Annotated in this window: 11 protein-coding genes; all 11 read right to left on the bottom strand. The window is 48.2% G+C overall.

Annotation, left to right across the window (positions count from 1 at the left end; genetic code table 11):
* Window positions 1–34: 34 nt before the first annotated feature.
* Window positions 35–1,423 (bottom strand): amidohydrolase family protein, encoded by a 1,389-nt coding sequence (locus C7120_RS05200; RefSeq protein ID WP_158267347.1) that lies wholly within the window; start codon window positions 1,421–1,423, stop codon window positions 35–37.
* Window positions 1,344–2,285, bottom strand: a complete 942-nt coding sequence (locus C7120_RS05195; RefSeq protein ID WP_107620643.1) for an aldo/keto reductase — start codon at window positions 2,283–2,285, stop codon at window positions 1,344–1,346. Before C7120_RS05195 ends, C7120_RS05200 begins: the two co-directional genes overlap by 80 nt.
* Before the next feature lie 375 nt (window positions 2,286–2,660).
* Entirely contained in the window at window positions 2,661–4,985 is a 2,325-nt protein-coding gene (locus C7120_RS05190; protein ID WP_107620642.1) for a TonB dependent receptor, read from the bottom strand.
* A 55-nt stretch (window positions 4,986–5,040) separates the two neighbouring features.
* Entirely contained in the window at window positions 5,041–6,198 is a 1,158-nt protein-coding gene (locus C7120_RS05185; RefSeq protein ID WP_107620641.1) for a hypothetical protein, read from the bottom strand.
* Between the two features lie 2 nt (window positions 6,199–6,200).
* Complete coding sequence (locus tag C7120_RS05180) at window positions 6,201–6,692, bottom strand: RNA polymerase sigma factor (protein WP_233247028.1); 492 nt, start codon at window positions 6,690–6,692, stop codon at window positions 6,201–6,203.
* A 405-nt stretch (window positions 6,693–7,097) separates the two neighbouring features.
* The gene (locus tag C7120_RS05175; protein WP_107620639.1) at window positions 7,098–8,960 is read right to left on the bottom strand and encodes a hypothetical protein; all 1,863 of its coding nucleotides are present in this window, start codon (window positions 8,958–8,960) and stop codon (window positions 7,098–7,100) included.
* 29 nt (window positions 8,961–8,989) lie between these two features.
* A complete protein-coding gene (locus C7120_RS05170; RefSeq protein ID WP_107620638.1) occupies window positions 8,990–10,441 on the bottom strand; it encodes a DUF6850 family outer membrane beta-barrel protein in 1,452 nt (483 codons plus the stop codon).
* 80 nt (window positions 10,442–10,521) lie between these two features.
* A complete protein-coding gene (locus tag C7120_RS05165) occupies window positions 10,522–11,844 on the bottom strand; it encodes a DUF4876 domain-containing protein (RefSeq protein ID WP_107620637.1) in 1,323 nt (440 codons plus the stop codon).
* A 17-nt stretch (window positions 11,845–11,861) separates the two neighbouring features.
* Complete coding sequence (locus C7120_RS05160; protein ID WP_107620636.1) at window positions 11,862–14,657, bottom strand: carboxypeptidase-like regulatory domain-containing protein; 2,796 nt, start codon at window positions 14,655–14,657, stop codon at window positions 11,862–11,864.
* A 229-nt stretch (window positions 14,658–14,886) separates the two neighbouring features.
* Window positions 14,887–15,387 carry an anaerobic ribonucleoside-triphosphate reductase activating protein gene (gene nrdG / locus C7120_RS05155; protein WP_107620635.1) on the bottom strand — a complete coding sequence of 167 codons (501 nt, stop codon included), beginning with the start codon at window positions 15,385–15,387 and terminating at the stop codon, window positions 14,887–14,889.
* Window positions 15,384–17,618 carry an anaerobic ribonucleoside triphosphate reductase gene (locus tag C7120_RS05150; protein WP_107620634.1) on the bottom strand — a complete coding sequence of 745 codons (2,235 nt, stop codon included), beginning with the start codon at window positions 17,616–17,618 and terminating at the stop codon, window positions 15,384–15,386. The genes nrdG and C7120_RS05150 overlap by 4 nt, the downstream gene beginning before the upstream one ends.
* Between the last annotated feature and the right edge of the window lie 279 nt (window positions 17,619–17,897).

Genomic DNA, 17,897 nt, shown 5'->3' with positions numbered 1-17,897 from the left:
GGAGGCACCCGGAGCCTGCCGCCCCCATTATGGTCTATTTGTTAAAAATAAGCGGCATGGTCTCGGCATCCAGCGCATGCATATCAACGAGCTTCAGGCTCTTCACCATTTTCAGCGTGCTTTGCTTGTAATGCTGGAAATGCTCACTGGCAATATGCTTCTTATAAGCCTCCTGGTCGCGATATATCTCCACAATCCTTATCTGACAACTGTCCTCCTTCTCCTGCATGGGGAAGATAGAGATGACGCCAGGCTCACACTTCATCGACTCCCGGCCCACCATGGCGGCAAATTTCAGGTATTCTTCCATATATTCCGGATAAATCTCTATCTCCGACAGGCGGATGAGCATGCTGTCAGCCGGAACGGGAGCGGGGGACGCACCCGGCGAGAGGCGGAACAAGCGCTCGGCATTGGCATGCAGAAACATTTGCTCATAACGCGCCAGAAATGTGCTTCCAGAAAGATATTGACGCATGCGCTGCAAACCCTTCACCAATGCGTCGGTTGCCACATAGGGATAGTCGCTGCCATAGAGGATATGATCGGGCGAGGTGATGGACAGCAAGGCGTGCACTGCTTCTGCGGAATGACTCCCTGACAAGTCGTAATACAGACAGGAAAGGCTCTTCTCCCAATCTATCTCGCCTATCAGTCCACTGGCCTGCATGACGCCCGCCAGACTTTTCATCCTTGGAATGGCTATGGGCAAATAGGCTCCGCAATGCGGCACGATGAACTTAATGTCTGGATAACGACCCATCACATCGTGCACTATCATATTGGCAACGGCACGCGTTGTCTCGCTCAGATACTCCTGCATGGCAAGCGGCACACCTTCCATCAGCGCGTCAGAGTAAGGCGAGGGCTTATGGGGATGCAGAATTACCACGGCCTCCCGGCGATTCAACTCCGCCATCAGCGGCTCTAAAGCAGGGTCTCCGAGATACTGGCCTCGACTGTTGGTGGCCAGTTTGATGCCATCCGCATGGAGCGTGTCCATGGCATAGGCCACCTCCCTGATGGCACTTGCAACATCTGGAAGAGGCAATGCCGCACAGAAAAGGAAGCGCCCTGGATGAGCAGCTTTGACGGCGGCGGCCTCCTCGTTCACCTTGCGGATACAGGCGGCAGCCTCACCGGCCTTGTCGGAGTAAGGCTGGGGAGCACTCATGGTTAGCACGGCTGTCTTAATGCCAGCCTTATCCATGAACGCCAATTGCCTTTCCACTTCCCACTGAGGCAGCGGGAATCCCTCTTCCATCTCGGCCCCGTGTGCTCTCAGCATAGCGCGATAACCGCTGGTGATGATGTGCGAGTGGACATCCACCACCGTCTGTGCCTTACTCCATGCCATGCTCCCAGTTGCCACGAGTGTCAACACCAGTCTGATCAGCCAGCGATTCCAATTGTTCAATTTCATCTTTGTCAAGTATTACACTTTGTGCCTGTGCCGCTTCTACGACATGCTTTTCCTTGGTTGCGCCTATGAGGGGCATCGTGCCCTTTGCGACAGCCCAGGCAATGGCGGTCTGCGAGGCGCTGATACCATAGCGGCTACCTATCTCGGAGAGACCTGCCGTGAGCCGTTCTATCTTGTCGAGCACAGGATTATACTTCCGCCCACGGTCTGATTCCGCCGGCAGGGGGTTCCGCGCACTGTATCGGCCCGACAGAGCACCTTGCTCCAGCACCATGTAAGCCCAGAATTCAATGTCATGTTCCTTGCAGTAATCGAGCACGCCGCCCCGCTCCGACGAACGATAGAGCAACGAGTAGTGGTTCTGCACGGCATTCACCTTGAAGCCCTCGGTCTCGAGAATCGCGTTGGCACGCTTTATCTCCTCGATGTTGTGGTTGCTCACACCCACGCGTCTCACTTTCCCCGACTTGAGCAGGGGCAGCAATCCGGGCGTCCAACGCTCCACATCCATCGGATTATGAATCCAGTAAATGTCAATATAATCTGTTCCCAGTCGTTTCATACTTGCCTCGGCCATCTTCTCTACCGAATTGGCGTACAGCTCGGCTATCTGCGGAGTGAACTTCGTGGACAGCTCGATCTCACCACGATTCACGCCGCGCGCGAAAGTTCCGAGAATCTCCTCGCTGGCTCCCATGCCATACACCGTCGCCGTATCCCAGCGATTGAGCCCCTCACGCATGGCTGCGTCAAACACGGGCTTCAACTGAGCGGCGTCCGTATGATTGCCGAATACCTGGTCGCCACCGGCAGCACCCGCTCCCCACGACCATGTCCCTAATGTGATGTTGTTCTTTTTCATTTCATTTTTTCTATGTTAAAATTTGAGGACAAAGTTACTTCTTTTTCCCGATAAGCATGATAGAAAAAACAAGGAAATATATACCAGTTTTACTTATTAAGCACCCCGCACATGGCGAAAAGCATGCACGAAAACCGCCGGGACGACAAAGCGCGCGACGGGAGACGGCCGCGGGAAAAAGCGGGAACGGCAAACAAGCGCACAAAATCGGCGAGATTGAACGACAAAATCGGCGAATTCGTGCGACAAAATCGCCGATTTTGTCAAACTCACGACGGTCTCCAGGGATACCGGGGCCAAAGGAAAGGGACTGTAAGGGGCGCCTTGCGATCCCAAATGGTACACTTAGGGGATTATCCGGCGCCAACTGTACGCTCAGAACCGGCTCTTCTCCGCATTGCCGGCTCCACGCCCCCCGTATCTGGAACGAGACAGATTGAAGTTGTATCTGATGGTAAGCGTTAAATCCCGGGTATCGTATATCTTATGGACAGAGGTGCGCGCCAAGGCGTCATAAGTGGTGAACTCCTGCCGCCAGGTCGCAAACAGGTCGTTCAATTGCAGCTTTATGCTCCATGCGTCGTTGGCAAACGCCTTATAAAGAGCCATATTACAAGCCCAGCAAGCCTTGAGAGAAGCATTGTCGCCATTGCCGGAGGTCCGGACGGAGAGGTCTGCGTTCAGCCACATGTCCCATGGCAGATGGAGCGCATTGTTGAAACGGAAAACGCCAATGGGATTGTTCAGCCGCAGCGTCTCTCCCCGATGAGTGAGCTTGAAGTCCTGTGCCGTCATGGCAAACATCCATACGGGATGCCACAAACCGAAGAAGATGGGCGAATAATTAAGCATTAGCCCGTATGAACTGAACCTCGGCATGTTCTCCCGGGTCAGCAGCGTAGCCTCCGAACTGCCAGGGTAAGGGACGGTCTGCCACATGAAATAGTCCTTGGTGGACGAGTATGACAACTCAATGACCAAGTCTTTCCACGAAGAAGAGAGCGAAAGATAGTCGCGGTAGATCGGCCGCAGGCCGGGATTGCCCGACTCATAGGTGTAGCGGTCGATGTACTTAACGGCGGAACTGAGCTGCTCGAAAGCCGGGCGGGAGGTTTTGCGGGCATATGAAAGCTTTGTCTGCACCGCTCCGAGGGGGAATGAGACCGAGACCGACGGGGCCACATTATGGTACCTGCGACTTTGATCGGTCTGGAGCTCAGCGAACTTATAGAACCGGGAATCGGTGTATTCCCAGCGCAACCCGCCGCTCACGGCCGCGCCGCCCCATTTCTGCCCGACCTCCACAAACAGTGCCGTGGTGGTCTCATCGATATGATTGTCGTTGCCCAGGATGAAGTCGGCATCGCCGGAATAGCGGTCATTTCTCCGAATGGAGTTCACTTCCGCCCCGAATCTCATGTCGCCCCGCCACACGGGAAAGGACAAGATGGCATTCCCGGCCAGAAGACGGTTGGTGGCATCGTTCACCGTCGAGAAGCTACGCGGCGGATTAACCGACGACAAATCCTTCTCGGCCGTTCCTCTGTCGTTCCTCTGCCACATCGCGTCGAAGTTCGTGGATAACCGCCACTTACCGAAGGCACCCATGTAATAGGAACTCAGCAGATGCTGTCGGTTGTGCCGGCTGACAATACTGCGATTGTCGAGACATTCACTGAAAACGCCGTTTATATAGCGTGAGGCCGCAGAGAGACCTGCTGACTCAGACGGCCTGAACGAGAAATTATAATAAAAGCCCAGACTATGGTTGGCTGTTTTGTAATTGAGACCCAGCTTCCCTTCATATACCGGGTATCGGACTACTTCCCCACCCGTGGTGTTCTGCTCTACAACGCCCGAGGTCAGGTAGTAGGAAGTGGCGTTGTTTACCCGCGGGCGATCACGATAATTCTCGTAGTTCAGCATGCCGAAGAGGTCGAATCTCTGCCTCCTGTAGTTAAGATTGACCTGTTCAAACAGATAACCATAGTGCTTGAGCCCCAGCGTTGTCCTGTTGCCGAGGGAGAAACCCTCGCCAAGAGGATCCGTCGTAGTAATCCGAATCACGGCGTTAACGGTCGAGGCGTAACGCGCGCCGGGAGTTGTTGCCACCTCCACAGCCTTTATCTCCGAGGAGGAGAGCCAGGTAAGCTCCGACAGATCGCGCACCTGACGGCCGTCGATGTAGACGATGGGGGTGCCTTTGCCCAACACCTCGATATGAGAACCGTAGCTGGAGACAAACGGCATCTTACCCAGCAGTTCAAGAGCTGTGCCCGTCTTGGCAAGATAAGTGCCGGAGACGACAACCTGTACGCCGTCTTCCATCAATCGTGCCATGGGCCGAGCTCCCCTGACGGAAACCTCATCCAGCTGGAAGGTCGCGGTCGTCAGTACGACCACGCCTATGTTCCCCGAGAGATGGGTGATATACCTGTCCTCAAAGCCCATGGCCGAAACCCGGAGGAGAGCCGGCGCATCAGACGATTCCCGGCCAAGCATGAAGGTGCCGTCGGTTCCTGTTACCACGCCCCTTATCAGCGACGAGTCTTTCTCTGCCAACAATATAACATTGGCAAAGCTTACCGGCGCACCGGCCTCGTCTTTCACGGTACCTTCTATCAGGTCGTTCTGAGCAAGGAGAGAACAGGCAGGGCTGCCAAGCAGCAACGCCATCACAATGGTTCTTATTGACATCATTTTGGGTTTGAATTGTCTGAATTCAGGAAGAAAAGAAAAGAGTAAGAGAGACGGCTTACAGCCCCCCGTCCACCACCCAGCCGCCACCGTCGTTCTTCCGCAAGGCCAGATTGTGGTGTATAAGCGATCCATCCCGAAGCCGCAGCGTATAAGGCACATAGGTCGAGGCCGCCTTGCCGGAATGGAACGGCTGTCCTACGGAGACAAGCTCTGCCGCCATAAACCGCTGCCGGTAAGCTGCCTTGGATATGGAAGGGGCAATCACACGGTCAAGAATCCGACTGTTCCAATCCTTGAAAGCACTTAATATAACAGAGGCCGCCTCCATGGCACTTGCCCCGGTCAATCCCGGCACTTTCCCGCTTGTAACTTCAACGAAATGAACATCCTTCGGGAGCGTGCCCACAGAGTATCCGGATGCGGCGTAAAGAATATCCGTAATCTTCAAGACTTCGATTTCCTTGCCTTCCTTAACAATGCTCACCGAGGCGCTTTTGAGGCGCATCGTGGCAGCGTCTATCGCATACCGACGGATATTCCTTGACTCCTCAATGGTGGTGTTCAACCTATACGGATTCCGGAAATTCCCCTGCGGCTCCGCATAAACGGTAAGATGTATCTCCTTCCCGCTCTTCTCAACCGTATATCTTGCCTTTGAGTCGTTGAGACAAGATTGCAGTTCCGTCTCCAGAATATGTTCGGGATTGATGAGCGTTGACAAGTATCCGAGCATCTTATCGCGGTCTGCAGGGCCCGAATGCCATCCGATCTTCAACGGCACGACCCACATATAGATATCCGAATCATCGCCCATGGCAACCCTTCCGCCTTTGTCCACCCGCCATCGCACAATGGAATCCACATGAGATCTGCTTATCCTGTGGGATACGAAATCATCCCCAACATCGATATAGGAGAAGTTCTCCGTCGCACGCGTGCGGATTTCAGCCGTCATCTGGATATTCTCTACCTCCCGTATGGCTTTGATGGCCGCACAGAGGAGTTCTTTGGCAGAGATGCCCGTAACGGGCAACAGCAACAGGAAGGCTATGGCGACGGCAGTCATACCGATACCTCCCCAAACCCATCTCATCCTGACAGATGACCGCCGCCTGGACTCCATCGCCCTATGAACACGCTTTCTGAGTTCCGCCGAAGCCTTGATGTCGCGGCGAGGGGTCAGCAATTTTCTTATTTCCTCATATTCCTTCATGACTATAATGGCTTTTTTGTGAAATACTGTTTGCGAAGTTTCTCCATTCCCGAATTGAAACGGGACTTGGCCGTAGATTGCGGAATCGAAAGTATCTGACTAATCTCGACAAACGAAAGGCCGTCTATTACATTCATGCGGATGACCTCCAACTCTCTTGACAGCAGTCCATCCAGAAGACCGTTCACGCGATCCACCTCCTCATTGTCAAGCACATCATCAGGAAGGTTTGGCAGATTTATCGCCTCGAAGGAAACAGAGGGGGCATTCCTATGCCGGAAATGATCCCGACACAGATTGTAGACGATTCTGAATAAATAACCTCGCACCTTATCAGGGACAAGATCACGGGCGACTTTCTCTAACAAACGGAGTATCGCCTCGTAAACGATGTCTTCTGCATCAGTCCTGTTTCCGACATGGTAATAGGCAAACCTGACAAGATCGTCAAGGCTTACCTCTACCATTTTATCGATGGTTTTTCTGTCTCTCACCTTCTCAAACATCCATTCTTTGTTGTTTAATTGAAAAGACGGAGAAAAACAGAAAAAGACGAAAAATAAATATTAATAAAAGCTAAAACCTGTTCCGGCCCGTCTTACTTCTGTCTTGTCGCCAATTCCGACAGGCCTCTAAACAAGCTTTGCGGCAAATCTGTTGTCGGGTTGATTGCTTACGATCTATTGTCCAAGAAGCCATCCATGGATATCGATATCATTGCTAAAAGCAGGTTCATCGCATCATTCTCATATCGAACCCACTTTTAATTATATTTTTATTTCCAATTCTTTGTATCAGAATGCGCAGCCGTATACAGAGATGTATCTTTCTGTAAAAACGATTCTGCGCATTCCTTGGTTTCTGAAATATCAATGTATCGTGTGAACGAACCTACTTCTTTATCTTACAATAAACTTCTTTCCGTTACGGATGTAGATTCCCTTGGGCAGGGTAGTAGTGGAAGTTCCCATATACTGACCGCTAAGATTGTATATCTTGCCGTCTTCTGCATGCCTTACAAAAGGATCTTGCACCTTGGTCGGGGCTTTTCCATAAGGTTCTCCATTACTTAAAATGCTAGTATCGGTATACGAATAAACGGATGTACTCCAGCAATTAACGAGTGCAGTTTCAGTATCATCGAGGTAGGATGTCTTAAAATTGGCTGTGTTAGCCTTGCCGAAACGATTGAAGTAAATAACCCGCCCGTCGTAGGCAACCGGTGTGATAACTACGGCAATAATGCCTAAATTCGGAGCTTTGATACCTGACTTCATAACCGTAAGAATCTCCGTATTAGTCAACGATTTGGTTGCTTTATCTTCTGTAAAGCTAAAGTCTAAAGCCCCCATACTGAAATCATAGCCAAAAGCATGAATCTTCTTTTTGCCGTCTGTATCCTTAGCCTCGTAAATGCCCGCGAATTTACTGATGCTTTTAGTCTTCGTATTGATACCGGAAGAGATAACGGAACCGTCTTCGGGTTTCATCTTCACGATATATCCTTGGTGCATGGCCAGTGTGGGAGCAATTACCTTATTACCGTCCTTATCCATCCATGCACCACCCGCGTTCGTTAAAGCTGAACCGGTAAGGTAAAGCTCATTGTCTACAACCTGTAAACCATTAAGATGCAAGGCCCTTGTATCGGCATTGCTATCATAAGAAAGAGCAAAGAAAGGAGTAAGGTCTTTATTGAAACCTGACACTATCAGACTCTGTTTAGTTTCAGGCACTGTGATATCGAAAGTACCGATCTTGAATGTGGTGCCGTCTCCTGTAGCATGGCCTGCGGCATAAATCTTGTCATCGTTTGAAACCATCACATTGAAGTAGGAATTTCCCGCTGTTCCTTCTGGTACGACACAGGACAAATAGTTTCCCTCTTTATCGAATTTAGCCAGGTACAAATCGCCTACAGGCTTTTGGTCGTCTCCATCCCAATTGGCAATGTTCTTTGCTGTAATACTCTCTTGTTCGCCGTTTTTCTTTGTAAAAGTAAGTTTTGTGCGGAAGTTACCTGCCACATAGAGATTTTCTTCACTATCGATAGTAAAAGCATTAATAAAGGAGAGCCATGACGGTTTCCGTTGCAAGTCTTTATGTGGTTGCACTTCCCATAACACCTTTGCCCACTCTATCTTCCCGTCGGTCGAAACCCTAACCAATACGGGCACATAGTAAAGGTGGGTTTGCCCATCCTTCTCCCACAGACCTTGTTGGGTTTCCAAGGTAGCCATTGTGCCGTTGGTACCACGAATACGACTGAGAATTGTCATCTTATCTTGGGCCCAATGGCGCACATAGATCAGTATGTAAGCACCACCATCTTTAGCTGGACGCACATGGCAGTTGGTAGGATAGTGGTCGCCACGGTCCGAATATATAATCCACCTGACATTTCCCGTTACTGGATCCATTTTCTGGAGGGCTATATTGTTGCACATAGAGGTTCCGTCGCTTTCTTTATAGTCAGAGCCAATAATCTCGTTTCCTTGGTCGTCCTTACCTTGAACACCGTCTATATACAAATGCATATATTCGGATGGGGCATCCTTATAGGTTTGTTTACGCGTGGCACTACCCCAAGTATTGAGTACGAACACACACCCGTCAGAAGATTTCTGAACATCCACCGCATTGTCGCCGGCGGATGTATTGCCATCCATGGTGTGTCCCCAACTGAACTTATAGTCGTCTGCGACAACTCCTACAGTCCCAAACAGTGCGAAAAGCACGATAAGAATAAAAGTTTTTTTCATGTTAATACATTTTTAATTAGACATTCTATTTAAAATTCGATTCCTATTGAAATCCTTTCTTCATGCGTATGCTGATGCTCCAAATAATGACTGTACTGCCAGTTGAGAGCCATAAAAAGACTGTATTTGTGTCCGGTATCGTAGTGCAACTCTATATTATTGTCGATAAGATATCGGCTGGAAGAAAGATAACTATATCTTTGAAGGAGTGGCGGTAACATGGGGCGATTCGTTTCAGCGCTTAATTGTATCTTATTCTTAAAAGCATTGGTCAGTAGGAAAGAGGTACGAAATTGGAGCAGGAATTGGCGAATCTGCCGCAAGCCTTTGAAATGGAACCTTGAACTAACGGATGAAGACCGTATAACTTGAGCCGGTTCATTATATGTTTCTCTTAAGTTTTCATAGCCGAAACGATATCCGAATTCATAAACGGTATGGAGAGGATGATAGCCATAAAAACTCTCGACGGACAAGTTAAGCTGTTGCTGTTTATACTGCGGCATCCTGGCTATCTGCGGATACATATTGGAAGCAGGACTCCCGAAAATGTTTTCTATGCCTTTTCTCAGTCTATAGTTCTCGTCGACCTTTACGCCGAAATCATGCGATCGCCCCTGTCTTAGATAACCCGCTTCGCTTGAGAAGCTGTACAGTTTGAGTGTTGACATCGGCAATTCATTCAGTGTAGAGATAATCTTGTCGATGAACAGATTCTGATATTTGTAAGAAACAAAGAAGCCACTCTTGTCTTTAGGAGCTACATTCAGCATGAATCCCCAACCTACACCTTTATAATAAGTCTCGGTATTCTCTCCACGGAAACGATAATAGTCTGTCCCAAGACCTGTAAGATGATAAAATACGGGAGACGACACCTCATTATAAATCTTAACTACATTTGTTTGCTTGTATCTGTGGAAATCGAAAGAGGCGCCCAGTTTATAGTTGTTTAAGAGATAAGAAGAGCCTATTACAAGCTTTATGTCAGAAGTTAGATTTTTGGGCCTTGGGTCGCGAGTTCTGTAATCGAGTTGTGCCGTATAGGTTCCTTGCCCGCCGATAATCCACCGGGAACCTAAACGGGTTGCGAAACCTCCCATAAAATCATAGATTTCATCTTTGGAAACACCTCCTCCAATGGTATCTGCTATCAAATAAGGATAGAGAAGCGAGGCATCGCTGGTTTCCGAATACCGGACATTTTGAATACGGCCGTTATCATAATGAGCATATCCCCAGATAGTGGACTTTCCCTTAATTATATAAGCATCTATTCTGCCTCCCCACAGATTTGTCTCATTACCGGACTCTAAGAGAGGGGGCTGTGTGGCATGCCGGTCGTTGTAATAGAAATCTGCACGATTTAAAGAGCTGCTATACCTACCGACCTGATAGGAAGGGTTCAGGTAAAGCATATCCATGAAATTAGTTGCAGCCTTTTCATGCTCCATGTGCCGAGTATCGAGATTCTGTGCCATTATACCGGATGATGCCATGAAAAGGAAAGTTCCGGCTGCAAAAATCGAAGCTACTAGTTTTTGAGATCTCATTTCCTATCTTAGTTTTTAGAAATTACTCCATCATAGGTTTGCTGGGTACATTTAGCTCCCTCCGCATTCATAGAGGAATGTTGCATTTCTATCATGGACGGTACGCATTCTGTGTTGAAATCTTCTGTCGAATTATCGGTATCTTTTAAATGCATGATTCCATCTGAACTCAAATAAAGAAGTTTCCTGCGTACACTTTTGAAATATCGGGTCTTATCGTGATCAATGGTGCCACAATGCGTCCATCCCGCATCGATCGAAGGAGGGAGGATATTCCAGAGTCGTTTAGCCTCGACACTGCAGTTCACGCCGTCTATGATCCATGAATTCGGTAGTTTGTATGAATGCTGGGTCATATAGAAATCACCGATAATCGTCGGTTGTATGTAATGATAATAGTAATGAAACTCTTTAAGCCATTTCTCTTTGGTCATTCCTTTGGGAAAGCGGCAAAGGGCAAACGATGTAAAACCGCGATTATGAAGCACATAGAAACTCTCCGTATAGCAATACCATTTATCTAAATTCGGAACGGTAGGGCTATCAATGTCCATATGGGAAGGATGAATAGAGATATCATACCATTCGAAATCAGCTTTGCTGAAATCCAGGGAATTCGGATTGGCTGTATGATGATCGATACCCGTATCTACAAGCAACAGGGAATGACCGGGCAAAACAGGATGTTCCTTGCCCGTGCCCGGTATTACATATAGGGACCAAACGGTAAAAGTATCTTTGCGGATATCCGGATCATACTTAAAAAACAGCGTAGACTTGAATTTGGATTCACAGAATCCGAGCCCGTCGGCATAAAGCACATGATCTGTATTATTATATATCTTGATATAGCTATCGCCGTAATATTGCGAGCCTGATGCACGCAGCGTACCCGTGAAGAATATCTCCTCGAAGATAAAGTCGTCATTGTCGGTCGACAGATAAGTCTCAATGCCGATTTCTTTTTTTTCACCCGTTATCTGTATATTCTCTATCTTGCCCGACAGATGTCCTTTCGCTTGTATGGCATCGCTACCCGTTCCGTTCTTGTAGGTTACATCGGCCATGTAAGAACAGTCATAGAATCCTTCGGGTAAGTCGATATCGCGAGTTTTGCCGATAACGGTAGTTTGTCCGGTTGAAATGTTTCTGAAGATAACCGAATCTTTTATTATCTGCATATCATCGACATTTTGAGGATATGTAATATTCAGCTGTGTCTTTGTGCGATAAACATTGTTGTCATTATCAACACACGAGGATAGAGCCGGCAACATAAGGAGGAGGGATATTATTCCTTTATATATATAACTACTGTTCATATTCTTCATCTTTATTGGAAATTGCGTTAAATTTTCAGATTGGCTTCCACTCCGAAATAGGGAGAAGCATTACGGCGCACAATACGCCCGCCTGAATTGTAGTCGGGTAGATAATCAAGGATCTTATTAGCAAAGAAGCTCAATTTGATATATTTACCTATGTTCTTTGTCGCTTTCAGATTAATAATCATTGACATGGGAACAGTAAACGGCTTGAATTGCGTATCACTATATTGCCTGACCAATTGCTTAAGATATATATCTTCCTCTTCCGCCTTTGTGTAAGGATGCAGCTGACCGTCGACCGAGGATACATAGCCTATTGGATACCCGTTTTTGTCTTGCAACTTAGTTTTTACCAGCCACATAAATTGTGCCGATGTGGTAAAGATAAAGCCCCACTCGGGTATTTGCGTATCAAAAGTGAAGTTTGTGTTCAATCGGTCGTTCACCCTACCATCATTCCAATCATACAGTCCCACATATTTATCCGATACCTGCTGGTTGTTAATGACGGTCGTTACGGGATCGAACATAGGTTGGCTATTGGTATAGGTAGTATGAAACCAAGCACCACTGATATTGATGCGTGTACGCAGGGGACGAATACGAGCCGATGTATACTGAAGTTCAATACCCTGCTTTACAAGTTTACTGCCATTCGACGACTGCTGATAACCGTCGAGCACTCGCTTTTCCACATAAGGAACAGTATGCCAATCTACTCCTGCTGCCATTTTCGACTCGTCGTAATCCTTATAATCGTACACGCCATAAATGCGACTATAACGAAAACCATCGTTCATCGTTTCTCTGAAATAGTCTACAGAAAGAGAGTTCTCATTCCAGTCCAAATCCAGACGCAGCTCCCATTTATGATTACGGGCCGGTCTGAGAGCATAGTTAGTAGGGTCTTGCTTGTAACTCATAACCACAAAGCGGCTGTCTTGCTCGGGATTCTTCGTATCGTAATAAACCATTTCTATGAAATTGCTATAATATAGATCGGGATACAGATAGTTCAGCGTCGGATTCTTGGTGGTAAGTCCCCATCCTCCATTAAGCGTTATCCGCAACGGGTGGTCGCCCAATGTGATGTAGGGCAAGCGCCAGCTCAGATTGAAACGGGGGTCTACATAAACCTTTCCCTGCAACTGAAACTTTCGGTCCAGCCCCGGAATCGTATTAAAACGGGTGCCCAGCATGAGTTTTATCAAACTATTTCTGGCATGGATATCGAGATTTTCTTCTAAAAAAGCCGACAGATTCTGCAGCCCGGGTATGTCTTTATAACGACGTGGACGAGAGGACCAACCGTTGATGCTCAACGGGCGCCGTAGGTCGTACACCTGTCCATTACCGTAATTCTTGGTATAATCCCAATGAAGTCCGAACTTTGTTTTGTTCTCTACCACTTTTCGGAGATTCAGCAGCAACAGTCCTTTGGCCTTGAAAAAGGCGTTAAAAGGTTTTCCATCGCTTAGATAGTCTGCCACATATTCGGCATACACGGCCTCTGCCTCGTGTTCCCCGTCGTCGTAATTAGTGGGCACTATGCCGTAACGCTGCGGCGCTACCAGTCTTTTTTCATGCAAACGGTCAAGTTGAAGACTCACCGAACTGTTTACCTCTAACTGCCTGAAAATACTTTTGGGCCAATTCAATGATACACTGTTCGTGAACGCCATCCGGTTATAATGGCTTCGATATTCGTCGATATGTCCGTAATTGAGATCGGGATCTCGCTTGCTGTTATCGAAAGACCCTGTATAATCCAGACCCGAATTCCAGTTCCAATCGAACCTTTCTCTTTTCCTACGCAATGTATACCGCAACGAAGCATTGAGTCGCTTGTAATTCTCGAGATTGTCGGTAGGATCTATCTTCGAATCGAGGTATCCAAAGTCCAGATTCAGTACACTTTTGCCATCGACATCCAGACTCACGCCCTTGCCTACAGACACCAACTTGCTGTATCCGTCAGCCTTGAAACGCAAGGTTAGAGGCATAGCCTTTCGTATCTTATGTATATTTACGATACCGCTCGTCAGATTCCCGTACTCCACCGAGGGAATTCCGCGCACCACTTCCACTTTCTCGATATCATCCGTGCCTATCGTACGCATATCTACTCCCTTGTTGGTTATATTCCGAGAATTTTCGGCCGAAGACCCCGTATTCAGCTGCTGTGTGTCGCTTAAAGGCGAGAACTGCAGGTTCGCGTCGGTATTGATGGGTGCCCCATCTACGATAAACTGCGTACCGAGCGAAGAAATCGAATAGTTATTATTATATGTCGTCTTGCCCAGAGAAGAGAGTGTGCCCGTCTCGCGCAGATTGATAGTGTTTGCCCGCCCCATGTTGGGATCTTTGCTGTAACCACCCGGAAGCAATTCCATCAGGTCCGCGATGCTCGTAGGCTGCAGATGCTCCATGGCATCGCGGCCTATTACCGAGGTAGTAACGGGCCCTTGCCCTTCCTTGGCCGTTACGATTACCTCCTGCAACTGCAGATTACTCTTCATACGCACATTCAGTGTAGCGTTCGACATGTAGGAGACCTTACGCCGATATGTATTGTAACCTACATACGATACGGTAAGAGCATACGATTCGCCGGCCACGATTTTCAGAGAATAATGCCCGTTGGCATCGGCAAGAGTGGAATAGGAACGATGACCACGAAACGAGACTGTAGCGTTGGGCAAGGTTTCGCCGTCGGCGTCATCGGTTATGGAACCGTTTATCACAACATAATTTTGCGCTCTGATACTTGTAGCCAATACGCACAATATCAGAAAAACAGCTTGTCTGAACTTCATTTTTACCTTTATCTGAAAGGGTAACTAATTTTGTTACAAATATAGATAAAACGAGAATTCCTTACAATACCTAAAAATTATTATTTTTTCGTTAATTTAGCATATCCGAATATCTTACCCACAGGAATAAAGTGCGCCCCAAAAGTTAGACACAAAACTTTGGGGGCGCACTTCTATATTTCGCTTCTACAACTTTTTAGAACTTTTTCTTATATCGAACTCACATTCCTTATAATCCCAGATTGAATTCGTAGAGCACGGGGTTCCCTGTCTTAAGCGACTTCGGAACATCAAGGATACGCTGGTTGCTACTGCCCCTGAAGACCAGATCTTCATCCCGCAGCGACTTCACGAAAGGTCCATCCACAAGAACATCCACAAGCTGAAGGAGATTCTTCTGCCGAGGATTCTTCAACAATACCTCAAAAATGAAGCCTGAAAAACACCAGATAGTCTTCTGAGTCTGCGACTTGATAGCCTGCGCCAACTCGGTGAAACCTTCCGGTTGGAACATTGGGTCTCCGCCCGAGAAAGTTACATTGGCAAACGGATCGCTCTCAATTTCAGCCATCATCTGCTCCGTCGACATCTCATGCCCATGCCTGATATCCCACGACAACGGGTTGTGGCAGCCCGGGCAGGCATTCGGACAGCCCGCACAATAGATGGAGGTCCTGAATCCGGGACCGTCCACCATCGTGTCGTGTATGATATCCAATACTGAGATCATTTGGTTTCAGAGGAGTATTCCGGTCCTTGGATATGAGTAACGCGGTCTTTCAACTCTGCCAGCTTGCCGCTGTTCCAGCGGTCGGTAGTGCCCACGAGGTAGCCCGTGATACGCTGCAGACGGTCAATATAGGTGCTTTCGCATTTTGGACAGACCTTGATGTCCTTGGCCGTCTCATAGCCGCAGTTCATGCAGCGAGTACGGTTGTGGTTGACGCTCCCGTATCCCATGTCGTACTTATCCATCATATCCACCACATTCATGATGACATCAGGGTTGTGGGTAGCGTCGCCGTCTATCTCCACATAGAAGATATGACCACCACGGGTGAGGTTGTGATAAGGAGCCTCCACCTGTGCTTTATGAAGCGCGGAGCACTTATAGTAAACAGGCACATGGTTGGAATTGGTATAGTAGTCGCGATCCGTAACCCCAGGGATTACTCCGAACTCTTTCCGATCCTTCTTCGTGAACTTACCGCTCAGGCCTTCGGCTGGCGTCGCAAGCACGGAGTAGTTATGCTGATAGCGCTCCGAGAACTCATTCACACGGTCGCGCATATAGGTAACGATACGCAGTCCGAGTTCCTGAGCCTGATCGCTCTCACCATGATGCTTGCCCACGAGGACCTTCAGACATTCAGCCAATCCGATGAAACCGATGCCGAGAGTGCCTTGGTTGATGACCGACTCGATGGTGTCCTCGGGCTTCAGCTTGTCGCAATCGACCCAGAGATACTGCATGAGCAGGGGAAACTGCTTGGCAAAGGCTGTCTTCTGGAACTGGAAACGCTCGTCGAGTTGCTTGGCGGTAATCTCAAGCATGTGGTCGAGCTTGGCAAAGAAGGTATTGACACGCTCCTCTCTACTCTTGATATTCATGCACTCAATGGCAATCTTGACGATGTTGATGGTCGTAAAACTCAGGTTTCCTCGGGCAATACTGGTCTTCTGGCCGAAACGATTTTCAAATACCCGGGTGCGGCATCCCATCGTCGCCACCTCCCACTTGTATCTTTCCGGGTCATCGGCACGCCACTTTTCGTTGAGGTTGAAACTTGCGTCAAGGTTCAGGAAGTTGGGGAAGAATCGGCGTGCCGTTACCTTACAGGCCATCTGATAGAGGTCATAGTTGCGGTCGGAAGGCAGATAGTTAACGCCTCGCTTCTTCTTCCATATCTGGATGGGGAAGATGGCCGTCTCGCCGTTGCCCACTCCGTTGTAGGTAGAGCGCAGGATTTCGCGCATGATGCAACGCCCTTCGGCCGAGGTGTCCGTACCATAGTTGATACTCGAAAACACGACTTGGTTGCCACCACGGGAATGGATGGTATTCATATTGTGGATGAAGGCTTCCATGGCCTGATGCACGCGATGAACGGTCATGTTGATGGCATGCTGCTTCAGACGATCCTCTCCCTCAAGTCCTTCACACGGTTTCTCCTCATAATCATCGATTTCCACCTCATAAAGGTGCCCGAGCTTCATACCCGAAAGTTGTTCCAGCTTCTTCACTTCTTCGATATAGCTGAGGCGGACATAAGGCGCAAGATAGAAGTCGAAGGCCGGAATAGCCTGCCCACCATGCATCTCATTCTGGCAGGTCTCAAGGGAGATACAAGCCAGAACGGCTGCCGTCTCGATGCGTTTTGCCGGACGACTGCTCCCATGACCAGCCGTAAAACCGTGCTGAAGGATATTATCCAGCGGATGCTGCACGCATGTGAGCGATTTCGTGGGGTAATAGTCCTTGTCATGGATATGAATATAGTTGCCGTCCACCGCCTCGCGCACCTCCTCCGACAAGAGATAGTCGTCCACGAAAGGCTTTGTGGTCTCCGAAGCAAACTTCATCATCATGCCCGCGGGCGTGTCCGCGTTCATATTGGCATTCTCGCGAGTGATGTCGTTGTTCTTGATATTCACGATGTCAAGAAACACATCACGGGTCTTGGCCTTACGGGCAATGGAGCGCTGGTTTCGGTATTGGATGTATTTCTGTGCCACATCCTTGCGAGAACTCTTCATGAGTTCTACCTCGACGGCGTCCTGGATGTCCTCGACACTCATCTGCGACTTACCATGGAAGGCAATATGGTCGGTAATGCGCTCCAACAGCACCTCGTCTTCTCCTTTTTCCGTGTGGAGCATAGCCTTACGGACAGCCGCTTGAATTTTCTGCTCGTTGAACCCTACAATGCGTCCATCACGCTTTACAACAGTCTGTATCATTTCTTAAATTATTTAGTTTCCGGTTTTATCAGTTGATTATCCTTTCTCATGTTAGTCGCCCTCAAAGAGAATTGCGAACTGCTCTGCAAAGATAATAAATTATTAGATAAGATGATACTTTTGGAAAACTTTTTAAGTGTTAAATATTGTCAACTCTCTAATTTTCAGCATATTACAAAATAAAACGGGAAACTTTTCTGAATTATTTACATTTAAAGTTTTTAAAAATGAAAACTTTTATATCGGTTTTCAGTCTACAAGTTACCGATTTAGAGACAG

It is taken from the genome of Prevotella sp. oral taxon 376, from assembly GCF_003043945.1.
In the GTDB taxonomy this organism is placed as follows: Bacteria; Bacteroidota; Bacteroidia; order Bacteroidales; family Bacteroidaceae; genus Prevotella.
The sequence above is the reverse complement of the archived record's forward strand: the minus strand, read 5'-3'. Positions and strand labels throughout refer to the sequence as shown.

Coding starts and splice junctions, on each gene's coding strand:
- C7120_RS05200 (WP_158267347.1), bottom strand. CDS start 1,423: ATGAAATTGAACAATTGGAATCGCTGGCTGATCAGACTGGTGTTGACA.
- C7120_RS05195 (WP_107620643.1), bottom strand. CDS start 2,285: ATGAAAAAGAACAACATCACATTAGGGACATGGTCGTGGGGAGCGGGT.
- C7120_RS05190 (WP_107620642.1), bottom strand. CDS start 4,985: ATGATGTCAATAAGAACCATTGTGATGGCGTTGCTGCTTGGCAGCCCT.
- C7120_RS05185 (WP_107620641.1), bottom strand. CDS start 6,198: ATGAAGGAATATGAGGAAATAAGAAAATTGCTGACCCCTCGCCGCGAC.
- C7120_RS05175 (WP_107620639.1), bottom strand. CDS start 8,960: ATGAAAAAAACTTTTATTCTTATCGTGCTTTTCGCACTGTTTGGGACT.
- C7120_RS05170 (WP_107620638.1), bottom strand. CDS start 10,441: ATGGCACAGAATCTCGATACTCGGCACATGGAGCATGAAAAGGCTGCA.
- C7120_RS05165 (WP_107620637.1), bottom strand. CDS start 11,844: ATGAAGAATATGAACAGTAGTTATATATATAAAGGAATAATATCCCTC.
- C7120_RS05160 (WP_107620636.1), bottom strand. CDS start 14,657: ATGAAGTTCAGACAAGCTGTTTTTCTGATATTGTGCGTATTGGCTACA.
- nrdG (WP_107620635.1), bottom strand. CDS start 15,387: ATGATCTCAGTATTGGATATCATACACGACACGATGGTGGACGGTCCC.
- C7120_RS05150 (WP_107620634.1), bottom strand. CDS start 17,618: ATGATACAGACTGTTGTAAAGCGTGATGGACGCATTGTAGGGTTCAAC.